Raw genomic sequence first — 16940 nt, forward strand, 5'->3', positions numbered from 1 at the left:
CATATGGTGTTTAAATATATTACACATATCCAATAAAAAATTTGTATGAAAAAAGATATAATGATTGTTAAATACAATTTTTAACATTATACCTCGATTATTCTTTCATATAAAATAACAATCTAATTATTCTTTTTCTTTTTTATCCTCTTCTGATAATATATCTTTTCTTGATAGATTTATACGACCTTGTTTATCTATCTCTGTTACTTCTACAAGGATTTCATCTCCTAAATTTACAACATCCTCAACTTTATTTACATGCTTTTTGGATAATTTAGATATATGAAGAAGCCCCTCTTTACCAGGTGCTAATTCGACAAACGCACCAAATGAAACTATTTTAACAACTTTGCCAAGATAAATAGTACCTACTTTTATTTCTTTTGTAATAGTTTCAATTATTCTTTTTGCTTTTTCACTGGCTTTTAAATCTGCCGAAGATATAAAAACTGTACCATCATCTTCTATATCTATTTTAACACCTGTATCAGCAATTATCTTATTTATAGTTTTTCCACCTGCACCTATTATGTCTCTAATTTTATCAGGATCAACATTCAATCTGATTATTCGTGGTGCATATGGTGATAATTCTTTTTTAGGTTCTTTAATAGTTGCTAATATTTTGTCTAATATAAACAATCTTCCTTTTCTCGCTTTTTGAAGTGCAGTTGAAAGAATTTCCCGATCAATTCCGGATATCTTAATATCCATCTGTATTGCCGTTATACCTTTTTCTGTTCCTGCAACCTTAAAGTCCATATCGCCTAAGAAATCCTCGATTCCTTGAATATCTGTCAATACAGAAACAGTATCGCCTTCTTTAATAAGACCCATTGCTATACCTGCTACGGGAGATTTTATTGGTACACCTGCATCCATCAAAGCCAAAGTACTTCCGCAAACACTGGCTTGTGACGTAGAGCCATTAGAACTTAATACTTCTGATACTAATCTGATTGTATAAGGAAATTCATCTTCAGATGGTATCATGGGTTCAAGTGCCCTTTCTGCTAATGCTCCGTGTCCAATTTCTCTTCTGCCAGGTCCTCTTAAAGGCCTTGTTTCACCTACACTAAAAGGCGGAAAATTATAATGGTGCATATATCTTTTTGATTCTTCATCACCAAGTCCATCAAGTATTTGGATATCACCCAGTGGTCCTAAAGTTGCTACAGTCATAACCTGTGTTTGTCCACGTGTAAAGATTGCAGAGCCATGGGTTCTTGGCAAAACATTTATCTCACATGTAATTGGACGTATATCATCAAGTCCTCTACCATCTACTCTTATTTTTTCTTCTGTTATCATTTTTCTCATTTGCTCTTTTGTAATAATGTATAATATTTCATCGATATCTGTTAAATTATTTGGATACTCTTCCTTGAAATGTTCCAATACTTCCTCTTCAACCTTGTCTATATTATCATTTCTTTCTTTTTTTTCTTCTGTTCTTAATGCATTATATATCTTTTTTGTCGCAAATTCTCTAACATTATTTTCAATATCAGCATCTATCTTATGCAATATTACTTCCCTCTTGGGAATTCCGACTTCTCTCACTATATCTTCTATAAAAGAAACAATCTTTTTTATATATTCATGTGCATACATGATTGCATCCAGCATTACATCTTCAGGTACTTCATCTGCACCTGCTTCAACCATCATTATGGCATCTTTTGTCCCTGAAACAGTCAGATGCAGAGTACTTTTTTCTCTTGTCTTTAGATCCGGATTTATAATAAATTTATTATCTACCATTGCAACAGATACCGAACCTGTAGGTCCATTAAATGGTATATCTGAAATTGATAATGCTGCAGATGAACCAATCATTGCAATTATTTCAGGTTGTACATCTGAGCTGACTGAAAGAACTGTTGCAATAACCTGAACATCATTTCTATATCCATGTGGAAATAAAGGTCTTAGAGGCCTATCAATAAGTCTCGAAGTCAAAATAGCCTTTTCAGTTGGTTTCCCTTCTCTTTTTATAAAACCCCCAGGTATTTTACCTACTGAATATAATCTTTCTTCATAATCAACACTAAGCGGGAAAAAATCAATACCCTCTCTTGGCTCTTTCGATGCACAAGCTGTTACTAATACTACTGTATCTTCGCATTTAACAAGAACACTCCCATTTGCAAGTTGTGCTAATTTGCCTGTTTGGATAATTAATTTTTTCCCTCCTAATTCCATTTCAAAATTTTTTTCCATAGTATCCTCCTTTCACTCTTTAGTATTTTTTCATATAATAAAGGCTTTAATACATTTAAAATAGAGCGAGGTAACCCGCTCTATTTTCTTAAATCCAATTTATCAATGATGGCACGGTACCTGTCAATATCTTTTTTCATGAGATAGTTCAATAATCCTCTTCTTTGACCAACCATCTTTAATAGTCCTCTTCTGGAATGATGATCCTTTTTATGGACTTTTAAATGTTCATTTAAAGTATTTATTCTTTCGGTAAGTAATGCAATCTGTACTTCAGGTGAGCCAGTATCTTTTTCATGAACTTTATTTTGATTAATTATTTCACTCTTTCTTTCTTTATTTAACATTTTTTCACCTCCATAATTTTTGTATACACCTATGAGCTTTGATACCGCCGGAGAACGAAAATCAAAGCAAAAGGTAACCATACGTTATATTTTATCATACAAAGTTATTCTTGTAAAATATTTTTATAATTTTGTGCATATATAACATCATTATTGATCTGTTGTATTAAACCCTCAATATTTTTAAATTTTATTTCATCCCTAATTTTTTTTATAAATTCGATTTCTATAAATTTTCCATAAATATTGTCATTAAAATCTAATATAAATGTTTCTATAGAAAAATCCCTATTTGTAAATGTTGGATTAAAACCGACATTTGTTACCCCGATGAAATAATTATCTGCTATTTTTATTCTCGTTAAATACACACCAAAGTTTGGTCTTATTAAATTTTCATCTATTTTGATATTTGCAGTTGGAAATCCAAGTTCTCTACCTATTTTTTCTCCTTCTGTTACATAACCTTCGAGACTGAAATAATGACCAAGACATTTATTTGCTTCTTCAATTTCCCCTAATTTTATTAAATCCCGTATATAACTGCTGCTAACTGTTTCATCATTAATTTTGATATGTTTAATTACGTTAACATCATAACCATATTTTATGGATGCTTCTTTTAAAAACTTTACATCTCCACTTGCATTATAACCAAATCTATAATTTTCACCTACTATTGCTATTTTCATTTTTAATTTATCAACCAGAACATTTTTGATAAAATCTTCTGGCTGCATTTTGGAATATTCTTTTGTGAAATTAAATAATATACAATAGTCAAGGTCAAATTGTGATAACATTTTTATTTTTTTCTTTGGCGTAATTAACAAAGATGGCATTTTTTCAGGATTAATGATTTCCATTGTATGCTGCCTAAATGTAAATACAGCACTTGCAATATGGTTATTTTTCGCCAATTTGACGGCATTATTAAGTAATGCTTGATGCCCTAAATGTATTCCATCAAAATTACCAAGTGCTACTGCTTTATATTTACTGTTAGTATAAATATTATTTTCATCTATTATCTCCAATTACTCCTCAACTCCAACCAATAATCTTTCAATAGATATTTTATTATCATTAACTCTACCAATGCCTATTAAATTTTTATTATTATCATACAATTTTATATTTGGTAAGTTGTTAATATTATATTTATTCATTATTATCTGTCCATGCTTAATTTTATAGGAATCAACATCATTGAGAAAAATTAATGGCATATCAAGTACACTATTAATATCTATCAGTTTAAAATTTTTATTTTTTATTTCTTCTATTGTTATAGAATCCTCAATTTTGAAAGGTCCTACAGCTGTTCTTATAAGCAAAGACATGTATCCTGCCATTGATAACTTCTTACAGATATCATAAACCAACGTTCTTATATATGTTCCTTTAGAGCATTCAATATCAAGCATTAATCTGTATAAATTTACATATGAAACAATTTTGATATCATAAATGGTTATATTAATTTTATTTCTTTCTATGATTTTGCCTTCTTTAGCATATTCATATAATTTCTTACCCTTTACTTTTTTGGCAGAATACATAGGTGGAATCTGCTTAGTATTACCTCTAAAACTATTAATTACGTTAATAAGCTCATTTTCATTTAAATTATGCACTTTAGTAACATGTAAAATATTCCCATATTTATCAAGGGTATCTGTTGAAAATCCAAATGTAATTTCTGCCCTATAACTTTTTTTATGTTCCATCATATAATTTGATAATTTCGTTGCTTTACCAATACATATTGGTAATACGCCTGCTGCACCAGGATCTAATGTTCCTAGATGACCAACTTTTTTTATATGAAGGTGTTTTCTTACAAAATTAACAACATCATGAGATGTCATACCAGGTGGTTTTAATATATTTAAAAATCCATTCAATTTTATCCCTCATTAATAATATCCTTTATTTTATTTAAAATTTGAATCTTTGCTTCTTTTATAGTATTTTTGAGAGAACAACCGGAAGCCCTTATATGTCCACCTCCACCAAATATTTGGGCAATTTTATTTACATCAACTTTTTCCTTTGACCTTAAGCTTACTTTTATTTCATCATCTTTTTCAACAAGTAGTATGGCAACTTCAACACCGTTAATATCTCTTCCATAATTTACTATATTCTCTATGTCGGAAATTTTAGAATTTGTCTCATCTAAATCCTTTTTTGTTATCTCAAGGCATGTAATTTTACCATTTTCATACAATTCCAAGCTATTTAAGGCTCTCCCGATTAGTTTTATTTTATTATATGTGATATTATGAAATATTTTATCCGAAATATCACTTACAGGAGCCCCATTGTTTATCAAATCTGCTGCTACTTCATGTGTAAAAGCCGTTGTTGAGTTGTACATAAATCCACCGGTATCTGTAACAATTGCAGTATAGAGACATGTTGATATATCCGAGTCAAAATTAATACCCAATAATTTAATAATCTGGTAAACTATTTCTGCGGATGAAGCAGCATTTGTGTCGACATAATTTATATCTGCGTAAAGTGTATTTGATATATGGTGATCTATATTTACCGAGATAATATCTTTCTTTAAAAACTCCTGTGCATTCCCTATTCTATCTTTATCTGCACAATCAATAACAATAATAATATCTGCATTTTTATCGTACGGTCTTTCTATTTTGTCGCTATTAGGCAAAAATTTATAAACATCTGGAATATCATCATCAATAAATATTTTTACATCTTTTTTTAATAATTTTAATGCTTTATACATTGCTGTGGTACAACCAATGGCATCACCATCAGGTGATATATGTGTAACTAATATGATATTACTTGAACTTAATATATTTTCGATTATCTCATTTAATATCACTCATTTCCACCCTCCTTATCATTTAAATCTTTTAATATCTCTGATATATGGGCACCGTATTCTATTGAATCATCTATCTCAAATATCAATTCCGGCGTATATCTCATTTTAATTTTTTTCCCTAATTCTCGCCTTATAAAACCTGCGGCACTTTTCAAACCATCTAAGGTGTTTTTTTTCTCTTCATTATTTCCATATATGCTTATAAATACTTTTGCATAACGAAGGTCTTTTGTTACATTTATGTCAGTAATGCTTATCATTGGGCTTATTCTCGGGTCTTTAATTTCTTCAAAAATCATTTTGCTTATCTCACGTTTTATTTCTTCAGATAACCTACCACTTCTGTATTGCACTTTGTTTCATCCTTTCATCGAGGTATTTCTTCCATTTGAAATGCCTCTAATACATCTCCTTCTTTTATATCGTTAAATCGCTCAATCCCAATTCCACATTCAAACCCCTGTAAAACTTCCTTCGTATCCTCTTTGAATCTTTTTAAAGAAGCAATTTTTCCTTCATATATTACTATTCCATTTCTGACTATTCTTATTTCTGCATTACGTAATATTTTACCTTCAAGTACATAACAACCAGCTATATTACCAACACCAGGCACTTTAAATACTGCCCTTACTTCGGCTTTACCAAGCTCAATCTCTTTAAATTCAGGTTCAAGCATTCCCTTCATAGCTGCTTTAATATCATCAATTGCATCATATATAATCCTATATAATCTTATATCAACTTTTTCTTTTTCGGCTAAAGATTTAGCTTTACTGTCAGGTCTTACATTAAAGCCTATTATTATGGCATTTGATGCTGCTGCAAACATTACATCTGTTTCTGTAATTGCACCTACAGCCCCATGTATTACTTTTATTCTAACTTCATCATTACTTAACTGTTCAATAGACTGTTGTATAGCTTCAACGGACCCTTGTAAATCAGCCTTTAATATTATATTTAATTCTTTAATATTTCCTTCTTTTATTTGATTAAATAATTCATCAAGAGAAACCTTTTGTTTTTGTTTTATCTTATCTTCTCTATGTTTCTCTTTTCTTTTTTCTACAATCATGCGAGCTTTTTTTTCATCTTGCAATGCCACAAGCACATCTCCTGCCTCTGGAACATCAGAAAGCCCCAATACTTCTACTGGTGTTGAAGGAGTTGCTTTTTTTATTTTCTTTCCTTTATCATCAAACATTGCCCTTACTTTTCCAAAGGCACTACCTGCAATTATAACATCGCCGGTTTTTAAAGTGCCCTTTTGGACAAGAACAGTTGCAACTGGTCCTTTGGTTTTATCAAGCTGTGCTTCTATAATAACTCCCTTTGCATTTCTATTGGGATTTGCTTTTAGTTCCTGCATTTCAGCAACAAGCAACACCATTTCAAGCAATGTATCAATACCGGTTTTTAAGTGTGCAGATACATTTACACATATGGTATCACCACCCCAGTCTTCTGGAACAAGTCCATGCTCTGTTAATTCCTGTTTTACCCTATCAGGATTAGCATTTGGTTTGTCTATTTTGTTTATTGCAACAATTATTGGTACATTGGCTGCTTTTGCATGATTAATGGCTTCAATAGTCTGAGGCATTACACCATCATCTGCTGCCACAACAAGAATAGCAATATCTGTAACACTGGCACCTCTTGCTCTCATGGCTGTAAATGCCTCATGTCCCGGTGTATCAAGAAAAATAATTTTTTTATTGTTAATTTCAACGACAGATGCACCAATATGTTGTGTTATCCCACCTGCTTCATGTTGGCTTACTTTTGTTTTTCTTATGGCATCAAGAAGTGATGTTTTGCCATGATCTACATGCCCCATTACGGTTACAACAGGAGGGCGTGGTAATAACTCCTCCTCATTATCCTTTTCATCATCTTCTTCATCCAATATATTTATATTTTCATCATCTTCTTCTTTTTTATCAACCAAAAAACCATATTCTTCTGCAATCTGAACAGCATTATCATAATCAATTTGTTGATTAATTGTAACCATGATTCCACGGGACATAAGTTTTTTAATTATATCAGATGGATTAATATTCATTTTTTCAGATAATTCTTTTACTGTAATAAAAGGTGGTACAGATATTATTTTAATATCTTCACTTTTAACCTGATTGTTTTCATCATTCCCATTCTCTATACATTCCATTTTATTTTCATCATCTTTGACTTCATGTTTATCTGTAAGAATTTCAACAATCAAGTTTACTTCTTCATCTTCCAATGTACTCATGTGATTTTTAACTTTGATACCAAGTTCATTAAGCTTTAAAATAAGGTCTTTACTTGATATATTTAATTCCCTTGCTAATTCATATACTCTTGTTTTGGACATATTATTCACCTCCATCATTTTGTAACTCCTTTATTATATTTAATATTTCATTTGATAGATTTAAGTCGTTAATACTAACAACTGAAGTATCATTTTTCCCAATACTTCTACCAATCAATTCTTTTTTACCTTGTATTAATAAAGGTATTTTTTTGATTTCGCAAAGATTTTTAAATTTCTCCGCTGTATTTGTAGCTGCATCATCTGCAATTATTACCAAATATGCAAAACCACTTTTTATACTTTTTTCTACAGCAAAACTTCCATTTGACATGTTTGCAGATTTTTTGCTGATTCCCAACAAAGAATAAAATTTGTTATTCATCAATAACCTCTTTTCTTAAAACCTCTATTAAATCATCAGGTACCTTACACTCCAAGGATTTCTCTATACGTTTAGTTTTTATTGCTTTTTCAAGACAATCGATGTTTTTACATATATAACAACCCCGGCCAGAAATTTTCCCTGTAAAATCAACCTGAACCCCATTGTCTTTAGCTCTTTTTACAATTCTTATAAGTTCTCTTTTAGGTTTCATTTCTTGACATCCAAGGCACATTCTTAAAGGTACTTTTTTTATTTTCATATAAACCACCTCTATTAACCTTCAACCATAGATTCACTTTTTATATCAATTTTCCATCCAGTTAATTTGGCTGCAAGCCTGACATTTTGCCCTTCTTTTCCTATTGCTAAAGAAAGCTGATAATCTGGAACAATAACTTTTGCAAGCTTTTCCTTTTCGTCAATTTCTATATTAATAACTTTTGCTGGGCTTAATGCATTTACAATAAATTCCTGAGGCTTTGAACTCCATTTTACTATATCTATTTTTTCACCTCTTAACTCATTTACAACAGCCTGAACTCTTGTCCCTTTGTATCCAACACATGAACCTACCGGATCGATATTTGGATCTTTTGTAAAAACAGCCATTTTTGTTCTTGAACCGGCTTCTCTGGATATACTCCTGATTTCAACTATACCTTGCTGTATCTCTGGCACCTCAATTTCAAACAATCTCTTTACAAGTCCAGGATGTGACCTTGATATTAAAATCTGAGGTCCCTTTGTTGTCTTTTTAACTTCAACTATATAGACCTTTATTCTATCGCCATGATTATAAGTTTCATTAGGAATCTGCTCATTGGGAATTAGAGTTGCCTCTGTTTTACCCATATCTATTAAAACATTTTTCTTTTCAATTCTTTCAACAATTCCTGTTACAACTTCTGATTCCTTACGAAGAAAATCTTCATATATGATATTGCGTTCTGCTTCCCTTATTCTCTGAATAACTACCTGTTTTGCATTTTGGGCAGCTATTCTCCCAAATATTTTAGGAGTTACTTCAATATCTATTATATCTCCTATTTGATATTTCTTATTGATTTTTAATGCATCCTCAAAGCTTATCTCTAACAAGTTATTATATACATTATCGACTACAACCTTTTGAGCAAAAACCCTGACATCACCTGTTTCGTGATCCATAGTAACTTTTACATTTTGTGATGTGCCATAATTTTTTTTATATGCAGAAACGAGGGCTGCCTCAATTGCTTCAAACATTATATCAGGAGCTATCCCTTTGTTTTTACATATTTGATTTAATGCTTCTATAAATTCGCTATTCAATTTAATCCCCTCCTTACTATTAAAATTTAATTACCGGTTTTATTAAACTAACATCTTTAATATTGAATTCTCGTTGAATTCCATTTTCTAATATTAAAATTTTATCATCAAACAATCCCATAAGTTCGCCTACAAATTTCTTTTTTTGGTCAATCGCAGTATATAATGATATTTCAACTAAATATCCTTTAAACTTTTCAAAGTCTCTTGCACTTCTTAGAGGACGATCTATACCAGGCGATGAAACTTCAAGTATATAACTGTTTTGTAATGGATCAATTTCGTCAAGTTTACTGCTTAAATATTCACTTACAAGCTGGCAATCATCAAGAGAAACTCCGCCATCCTTATCTATATAAACTCTTAAATACCAGTTACTACCTTCTTTTTTATATTCAACATCTACCAGCTCATATTTATTTTGGATTATTACTGGCATTACGATATCCCGGGTTATTTCTTCTATTTTTGACATAATAAATACCATCCTTTATATAAATATGAAAGAGTGGGATCGCCCACTCTAATCTCAGCATAAATTCTATTTTACCATACCCATTATAACATACATGTTTTTGCAATGCAAGATTAAAATAAACTTAACTGATTTGATTCAGGTATATTATTAAGACATCCATGATTTTTCAAAATCTCAATAACATTTTTACTTATCTTTGTTCTTGTTCTTAAATCTTCTACAGAAACAAAAATACCGTTATTTCTTTCTTCAGCTATAACTTTCGCTGCTTGCCTTCCTATACCTTCCAATGAAGTCAATGGTGGTAATATTCCATCTTTTGTAATTAAAAATTTTAAGGCATCTGATTTATAAAGGTTAACATCGGTAAACTTAATACCGCGTAAATACATTTCTAATGCAATTTCAAGTATTGTAAGCTGCCCTTTTTCTTTTGCAGTTGCATTATTACCTTTAGATTCTAAAATTTTAATATTATTTTTAATGTTTTCAAGAGAATTCATTAAATCAAAGTTAAATTCATCTGCTCTAACAGTAAAATATGTTGCATAAAAGGCTTCAGGGTAATGTACTTTAAAATATGCTATTCTAAAAGCCATAATAACATATGCTACAGCATGTGCTTTAGGAAACATATACTTTATTTTTTTACAGGATTCAATAAACCATTCCGGTACATTGTGTTTCTGCATTTCCTGTATTTCTTCATCTATTAAACCTTTGCCTTTACGAACGTTCTCCATTATTTTAAATGACAGTTTTTTTCCCATATTCTTGTTCAATAAATATAACATTATGTCATCTCTTGTTGAAATAACTTCTTTAAGTGTTGCAATCCCTTCTTTTATTAAATCCTGTGCATTGTTAAGCCATACATCAGTACCATGTGATAGGCCGCTTATTCTTACTAATTCTGCAAAAGTCGACGGTTTTGTTTCCAACAGCATTTGCCTTACAAACCTTGTACCAAATTCAGGTAATCCCAATGTTCCAACAGGACAATTTATATCTTCAGGCTTTATACGTAGAACATCAACACTTGTAAATAAACTCATGGTTTCTTTATCATCAAGTGGTATTTCCTGTGCATTTAATCCTGTAAGCTCTTCAAGCATTTTTATAACTGTAGGGTCATCATGCCCCAGTATATCAAGCTTTAACAATCTGCCGCTTATTGAATGATAATCAAAATGAGTTGTAATTATATCTGAGTCCTGGGAATCGGCAGGATGCTGTATAGGTGTGAATTCATATATACTTCTCTCTTTTGGCACAACCATAACACCACCTGGATGTTGTCCTGTTGTTCTTTTTACACCTGAGCAACCCATAATTAATCTCTTTATTTCGGCATTGTGTACAACAAGATTCCTTTCATCTAAATATTTTTTAACAAAGCCAAAAGCAGTTTTATCTGCTAATGTTCCTATAGTTCCTGCTCTGAATACATGCCCCTTGCCGAATAATTCTTCTGTATATTTATGTGCAATAGCTTGATAGTCTCCCGAAAAATTTAAGTCAATATCAGGTTCTTTATCACCTTCAAATCCAAGGAAAACTTCAAAAGGAATATCATGACCATCTTTTTTCATCTTTGTATTGCAATTAGGACAATTATTATCAGGTAAATCAATCCCAGAACCATACTTTTCATTTAGTATAAATTCTGAATGCTTGCAATTAGGGCATATATAGTGAGGAGGCAGTGGATTTACTTCTGTAATACCACTCATTGTAGCAACAAATGATGACCCAACAGATCCTCTTGAACCAACAAGATATCCGTCACTTAAGGATTTTGAAACGAGTTTTTGTGCGATTATATACATTACTGCATATCCATTTGAGATTATAGAATTTAATTCCCTATCAAGTCGTTCTTGAACTATTTCAGGCAAGGGATCACCATATATTTCATGTGCTCTTTTCATTGTCAATTTTTTAAGTTCATCTTCTGCCCCATCTATTGATGGTGGAAAAGTACCATCTGGAATTGGTTTTACCTCATCAATTAGTTCAGCTATCCTATTTGTATTATAAATAACAACCTCTTTTGCAGCATCATTTCCAAGATAATCAAATTCTTCAAGCATTTCTTCCGTGGTTCTGAAATATAATGGCGGCTGTCTGTCTACATCCTTAAACCCTTTCCCTGCCATTAATATTTTTCTGTTTACATCATCCCAAGGCTCTAAAAAATGTACATCACATGTTGCTGCAACAGGTTTATTATACTTTTTACCTATATCATATATTTTTTTATTAATTAATTTTAATTCATCAATATTTCTTACTTCACCTTTATCTATTAAAAATTCATTATTGCCGATTGGTTGTATTTCTAAATAATCATAGTAGTTAACAATATTTTCTAATTTATTATTATCATAATTTGCTATAATAGCCCTGTAAATTTCTCCTTGTTCACATGCTGAGCCAATTAATAGTCCTTCTCTCTTTTGTGTTAATAAGCTCTTAGGTATTCTGGGATTTCTATGAAAATATCTAAGATTTGACTCAGATACAATCTCATATAAATTACGAAGCCCTTTTTGATTTTTAACTAATATTATTACATGATACATAGGTAATTTTTTTATATCTATCGTATTTTTTAATGAATTATTTATATCTTTTACATATAAAATGCCCTTTTCTTTAATTCTTTTAATACTTTTCAAAAATATTTCAGCTGTAGCTTCAGCATCATCGATTGCTCTATGATGATTTTTTAGATTTACTTCAAGGTATTCCGCTACTGTATCCAATTTATAGTTTTTTAAATTGGTATACAAATGTCTGCTTAATTCCAATGTATCAAGTACTGGATTATTTAATTCTAAACATAGTTCTTCAGCTTTCGTTTTTACAAAAGTTACATCAAAATTGGCATTGTGTGCAACTAATATACTGCCAGATATAAATTTTAAAAATCCTGGCAATACCTTATCTAAAGTTGGATAATCCTTAACCATTGAGGTATTTATGCCTGTCAATCGTGTAATAAACGATGATATTGGTATTTCAGGATTAATAAATGTTTTAAATCTATCAACTATTTCATAATTTCTAATCTTTACAGCTCCAATTTCAATTATTTTATCATATTTACTTGAAAGACCGGTTGTTTCTATATCAAATACAACAAAATCATCATCTAATGATGCATCCGTATTACCTGTTACAATAGGTTCACCATCATTAACAAGATACCCCTCAACACCGTATAGTACTTTTACGCCATATCTTTTAGCAGCGGATTGAGCCTCTGGATATGCCTGTAATACCCCATGGTCAGTAATTGCAATTGCTTTATGCCCCCATTCAGATGCTCTTTTAATCAAAGCTTCAACAGAACTTACACCATCCATACTACTCATTTGAGTATGAACATGTAATTCGACTCTTTTTTCATCTGCTAAATCTATTCTAATTTTTTTATTGACTAATACAATATCCTTAGCATTTAAAACCATATCCCTTTCATATTTGTCATATAAAACCAAGCCTTTTACTTTGATACGTATATCTACTTTTAAAGTTTCTTGCATTACTTTATATGTATCTTCATTTATAAAAGCTTTAACAGATATTGAAGATGTATAATCCGTAATATCAAATACCATTAAATATTTAGACTTAATTTGTTTAAATTCAATAGAAAAAATATCACCTTCAATTGTTATTTCTTCACCTTCTTGATTTATATCAGAAATAGCTTTAGCATCTGTATTTATTTCTTTCCCCATTAAAACTTTTATATTTTTGTTAATTTCATGATTTTTCTTGTTTTTTTCATTTTCATTTGAATTTATAATTATATTTGCTAAATTATCTTCATTGGTTTTAATTTTTTCATTTATATTAATATTTAATGTAGAATCTAATAATAATTTTATTTTTATTTTAATATTATAGTTTTCATGAATAAATTTTTCTAAGAATAAATTTATCCTGTTTTTATTTAAAAAATTATATGCAATTTCATTCGATGCTTTGATTATTAATTCCCCATTTTCTTCATACACATTGCAAGATTTAAGAAAACTAAATAAGCCGTTATAAATTTCACTTGATTTAATAAGAATCTCATCCCAATGTTCTTTTATTAGCTCGTCAATGCTTTTAACATTAATTTCCTTAAAACAAAATTCTATATCATTTAGAAGCGGAATAACAGATTTAATTTTCGATTTAATTTTTTCCATAATTTTGTCATTCCGATATTTGTTTGGCAATTCTAAAAATAAAATTTTTTCCTTTATAGATAGGCTTATTTTTTTTATATCAATATTTTTTATCTCAGGGTCTTCTGTTAAAAAAGATGGCAACATCGATTATACTCCTTTACACCCAGATTTTTAAAATATCTAAGTACATCTTAAGTCTTGCATAAAACCCTTTTAAAATACCTAATTTTTCTTCTTTCATAATATGTGTCATATTTTTAAAAGGGATTTGCACTAATCTTAATTTTTTTACTTTAGCATATTTAGTTAATGCTATTTCAAGTCCATATTTGCAAGTATCTAAATCTTTTGAATTTAAAAAGTCTATAAAATACTTTTTGTTCATCGCCCTCTGCCCAGATAAAAATGGAGCAATTTTTTGAGCCAAATCGGTTGATTTTCTTCCCGAAGAAAATACCCCTATACTCATATCTGCTGAATCATTTAAAATAGGGTTGATAAGACTTAAAAAATGGGTTTCTGTTAATCCAACCAAATCCGCATCAAGCATTACTATAATATCACCCTTGGATTTTTCAATACCTGCTTTTACTGCTGCACCTTTCCCCATATTTTTTTTGAGATTTATTAAGATAATATTGTATTTTTCCGCTTCAGCAACTGTATTATCTTCTGAACCATCATTAACTACAATAATTTCATCAATAATATCAATTTTTGTTAAGACACTTAAAACATTACCTATCGTTTTTTCTTCATTATAGGCAGGTATTATAACTGAAATCATTTAGAGTCCTCCTCTAACAAACTTTGTATTTCTTTTATAAATTCGTCAAGAAGAAATTCCTCAGGAACTTTTTTATATATTTGCCCATGTTTAAAAATTAAACCTTCTCCTATTCCTCCGGCTATACCTATATCGGCTTCCTTAGCTTCTCCGGGACCATTAACGGCACATCCCATAACAGCAATTTTTATATGCTTTTTTATGCTTTTTGTTCTTTCTTCAACTTCTTTGACTAAATCTATAAGATTGATTTTTGTTCTGCCGCAGGTAGGACATGAAATTATTTCAACACCTTCATTAAGTAAGCCTAAGGACTTTAGTATTTGTCTGCCTACTTTCACCTCATCTTCTGGATCACCCGTTAAAGATACCCTAATGGTATCACCTATTCCCATATATAATAAAGTTCCTATCCCAATGGAGGATTTTATTGTACCTGAAAATAATGTACCTGCCTCAGTTATTCCAAGATGTAATGGATAATTGACTTTTTCTGATATAAAATTATAGGAATCTATCGTCAAAGGAACATTTGACGTTTTTATAGATATAACAATATCATAAAAACCAAACTTTTCCAAAAGTGATACATTTTTTAACGCGCTTTCAACAATTGCTTCTTTTGTTAAACCGCCATACTTGAAAAGCATATCCTTCTCTAATGAGCCTGAGTTAACGCCTACTCTTATTGGAATATTCCTGCCTTTAGCTGCATCAACTACAATTTTAATTTTATCTATTCCACCAATATTACCGGGATTTATCCTTATTTTATCAGCACCATTATTTATTGCCTCTATTGCTAATTTATAATTAAAATGAATATCAGCAACAATAGGTATATTTACCTTTTTTCTTATTTCCTTTAAGGCATTTGCAGCATCAATGTCCGGAATTGCAACTCTTATAATGTCACAACCAGCATTTTGAAGCTTAGCAATTTGTTCAATAGTTTTTTTTATATCTCTTGTATCTGTATTTGTCATAGATTGAACTGCAATAGGATTATTTCCCCCTATTTTTACTTTGCCTATATTAACAACTTTTGTTAATTTTCTCATATTTATCACCTAATTAAAAATATTCTGACTAAATCTCTATATGTTACAAAAATAAATAAAATTATTAATAATAAAAATCCTATATAATGCACAAATCCTTCTTTATTCGGATCAACAGGTTTTCCTCTTAATACCTCTATTAAAACAAATAATATTCTTCCGCCATCAAGGGCTGGAAATGGAAGCAAATTGAAAAGCCCAAGGTTGACGCTTATAAAAGCCGAAAATATTAATAAATCGACAAACCCTGTCTTTGCTACTGCTCCTATGGTCTGAACTATTCCAACAGGTCCCATTAAATCATTTGCAGGCACTTTGCCTGTTATAAGTAAAACAATGGATAATATAATTATTTTTGAAAAATATACTGTCTTGTCTACAGCTGTTTTTATAGCTAAAAAAATTGACCTCTGATACTCAGGCATTATTCCTATCATGGCTTTTGATGTTTTTTTATCAGTGATTGGCGTTATTTTTTTATCAATTATTGAATTATCTCTTTTTATCTTTAAATTTAATTCGGTTCCTTTATTAGAACTGATAATTCTCTCTAAATCATTCCAATCATTGATTTTTGTACCATTAATCATGACAATTTTATCATTGGGCAATATACCTGCTTTCTGTGCAGGATATCCGCTTAAAACTGATTTTACCTGTGGGACTGGCGAACCTGTTATATAAAATGCCATAAACAAAAACACCATTGCCAATAAAATATTCATAATTGGTCCCGCCGCCAAAATAGCAAGTCTAATATACCAAGGCTTATTTGCAAAGCCTTTTTTATCATCTGTTTTTTCATCTTCACCCGCTAATGCACAATAGCCACCAAGTAATAGTATCCTAAAAGAATACTCCGTTTCTCCATATTTCCATTTAAATAAACGTGGACCAAATCCTATTGAAAATTCATTAACCTTTGTACCAGACATTTTTGCTACTATAAAATGTCCAAATTCATGTACCATTACAAGA

General features: G+C 30.4%; 15 protein-coding genes. All 15 read right to left on the reverse strand.

All coding sequences use genetic code 11. The features are described 5' to 3' along the window. Positions 1 to 126: 126 nt before the first annotated feature. Positions 127 to 2226 (reverse strand): polyribonucleotide nucleotidyltransferase, encoded by a 2100-nt coding sequence (locus tag AC0LWJ_RS03410; protein ID WP_474239018.1) that lies wholly within the window; start codon positions 2224 to 2226, stop codon positions 127 to 129. An 80-nt stretch (positions 2227 to 2306) separates the two neighbouring features. Further along, a complete protein-coding gene (rpsO, locus tag AC0LWJ_RS03415) occupies positions 2307 to 2573 on the reverse strand; it encodes a 30S ribosomal protein S15 (protein ID WP_284681002.1) in 267 nt (88 codons plus the stop codon). Between the two features lie 104 nt (positions 2574 to 2677). Beyond that, on the reverse strand, positions 2678 to 3610 hold the full coding sequence (locus tag AC0LWJ_RS03420; RefSeq protein ID WP_474239021.1) for a bifunctional riboflavin kinase/FAD synthetase: 933 nt from the start codon (positions 3608 to 3610) through the stop codon (positions 2678 to 2680). Next, positions 3611 to 4486 (reverse strand): tRNA pseudouridine(55) synthase TruB, encoded by an 876-nt coding sequence (gene truB, locus AC0LWJ_RS03425; RefSeq protein ID WP_474239094.1) that lies wholly within the window; start codon positions 4484 to 4486, stop codon positions 3611 to 3613. Further along, complete coding sequence (locus AC0LWJ_RS03430) at positions 4483 to 5439, reverse strand: DHH family phosphoesterase (RefSeq protein WP_474239024.1); 957 nt, start codon at positions 5437 to 5439, stop codon at positions 4483 to 4485. Before AC0LWJ_RS03430 ends, truB begins: the two co-directional genes overlap by 4 nt. Then, complete coding sequence (gene rbfA / locus AC0LWJ_RS03435) at positions 5436 to 5795, reverse strand: 30S ribosome-binding factor RbfA (RefSeq protein ID WP_474239026.1); 360 nt, start codon at positions 5793 to 5795, stop codon at positions 5436 to 5438. The genes AC0LWJ_RS03430 and rbfA overlap by 4 nt, the downstream gene beginning before the upstream one ends. Before the next feature lie 14 nt (positions 5796 to 5809). After that, positions 5810 to 7822 carry a translation initiation factor IF-2 gene (gene infB, locus AC0LWJ_RS03440; RefSeq protein ID WP_474239096.1) on the reverse strand — a complete coding sequence of 671 codons (2013 nt, stop codon included), beginning with the start codon at positions 7820 to 7822 and terminating at the stop codon, positions 5810 to 5812. After that, the gene (locus tag AC0LWJ_RS03445; RefSeq protein WP_474239029.1) at positions 7809 to 8132 is read right to left on the reverse strand and encodes a L7Ae/L30e/S12e/Gadd45 family ribosomal protein; all 324 of its coding nucleotides are present in this window, start codon (positions 8130 to 8132) and stop codon (positions 7809 to 7811) included. Before AC0LWJ_RS03445 ends, infB begins: the two co-directional genes overlap by 14 nt. Next, positions 8125 to 8394, reverse strand: a complete 270-nt coding sequence (gene rnpM, locus AC0LWJ_RS03450; protein ID WP_474239031.1) for an RNase P modulator RnpM — start codon at positions 8392 to 8394, stop codon at positions 8125 to 8127. The genes AC0LWJ_RS03445 and rnpM overlap by 8 nt, the downstream gene beginning before the upstream one ends. A 14-nt stretch (positions 8395 to 8408) precedes the next feature. Next, on the reverse strand, positions 8409 to 9446 hold the full coding sequence (nusA, locus tag AC0LWJ_RS03455; RefSeq protein WP_474239033.1) for a transcription termination factor NusA: 1038 nt from the start codon (positions 9444 to 9446) through the stop codon (positions 8409 to 8411). Between the two features lie 19 nt (positions 9447 to 9465). After that, a complete protein-coding gene (rimP, locus tag AC0LWJ_RS03460) occupies positions 9466 to 9921 on the reverse strand; it encodes a ribosome maturation factor RimP (protein WP_474239037.1) in 456 nt (151 codons plus the stop codon). 113 nt (positions 9922 to 10034) lie between these two features. Then, the gene (locus tag AC0LWJ_RS03465; protein WP_474239039.1) at positions 10035 to 14258 is read right to left on the reverse strand and encodes a PolC-type DNA polymerase III; all 4224 of its coding nucleotides are present in this window, start codon (positions 14256 to 14258) and stop codon (positions 10035 to 10037) included. Positions 14259 to 14271: 13 nt separating this feature from the next. Beyond that, positions 14272 to 14901 carry a glycosyltransferase family 2 protein gene (locus AC0LWJ_RS03470; protein ID WP_474239042.1) on the reverse strand — a complete coding sequence of 210 codons (630 nt, stop codon included), beginning with the start codon at positions 14899 to 14901 and terminating at the stop codon, positions 14272 to 14274. Next, positions 14898 to 15962, reverse strand: a complete 1065-nt coding sequence (gene ispG, locus AC0LWJ_RS03475; RefSeq protein ID WP_474239045.1) for a flavodoxin-dependent (E)-4-hydroxy-3-methylbut-2-enyl-diphosphate synthase — start codon at positions 15960 to 15962, stop codon at positions 14898 to 14900. Before ispG ends, AC0LWJ_RS03470 begins: the two co-directional genes overlap by 4 nt. Positions 15963 to 15967: 5 nt before the next feature. After that, on the reverse strand, positions 15968 to 16933 hold the full coding sequence (rseP, locus tag AC0LWJ_RS03480) for an RIP metalloprotease RseP (protein WP_503031489.1): 966 nt from the start codon (positions 16931 to 16933) through the stop codon (positions 15968 to 15970). Between the last annotated feature and the right edge of the window lie 7 nt (positions 16934 to 16940).

The organism is Aceticella sp. 75b-Ac (genome assembly GCF_056032965.2).

Bases quoted from the DNA above. Each gene is read 5' to 3' on its own strand.
- rpsO (WP_284681002.1), bottom strand. From the start codon at position 2,573: ATGTTAAATAAAGAAAGAAAGAGTGAAATAATTAATCAAAATAAAGTT.
- rimP (WP_474239037.1), bottom strand. From the start codon at position 9,921: ATGTCAAAAATAGAAGAAATAACCCGGGATATCGTAATGCCAGTAATA.
- AC0LWJ_RS03465 (WP_474239039.1), bottom strand. From the start codon at position 14,258: ATGTTGCCATCTTTTTTAACAGAAGACCCTGAGATAAAAAATATTGAT.
- AC0LWJ_RS03410 (WP_474239018.1), bottom strand. From the start codon at position 2,226: ATGGAAAAAAATTTTGAAATGGAATTAGGAGGGAAAAAATTAATTATC.
- ispG (WP_474239045.1), bottom strand. From the start codon at position 15,962: ATGAGAAAATTAACAAAAGTTGTTAATATAGGCAAAGTAAAAATAGGG.
- infB (WP_474239096.1), bottom strand. From the start codon at position 7,822: ATGGAGGTGAATAATATGTCCAAAACAAGAGTATATGAATTAGCAAGG.
- rseP (WP_503031489.1), bottom strand. From the start codon at position 16,933: ATGGTACATGAATTTGGACATTTTATAGTAGCAAAAATGTCTGGTACA.
- AC0LWJ_RS03470 (WP_474239042.1), bottom strand. From the start codon at position 14,901: ATGATTTCAGTTATAATACCTGCCTATAATGAAGAAAAAACGATAGGT.
- rnpM (WP_474239031.1), bottom strand. From the start codon at position 8,394: ATGAAAATAAAAAAAGTACCTTTAAGAATGTGCCTTGGATGTCAAGAA.
- AC0LWJ_RS03445 (WP_474239029.1), bottom strand. From the start codon at position 8,132: ATGAATAACAAATTTTATTCTTTGTTGGGAATCAGCAAAAAATCTGCA.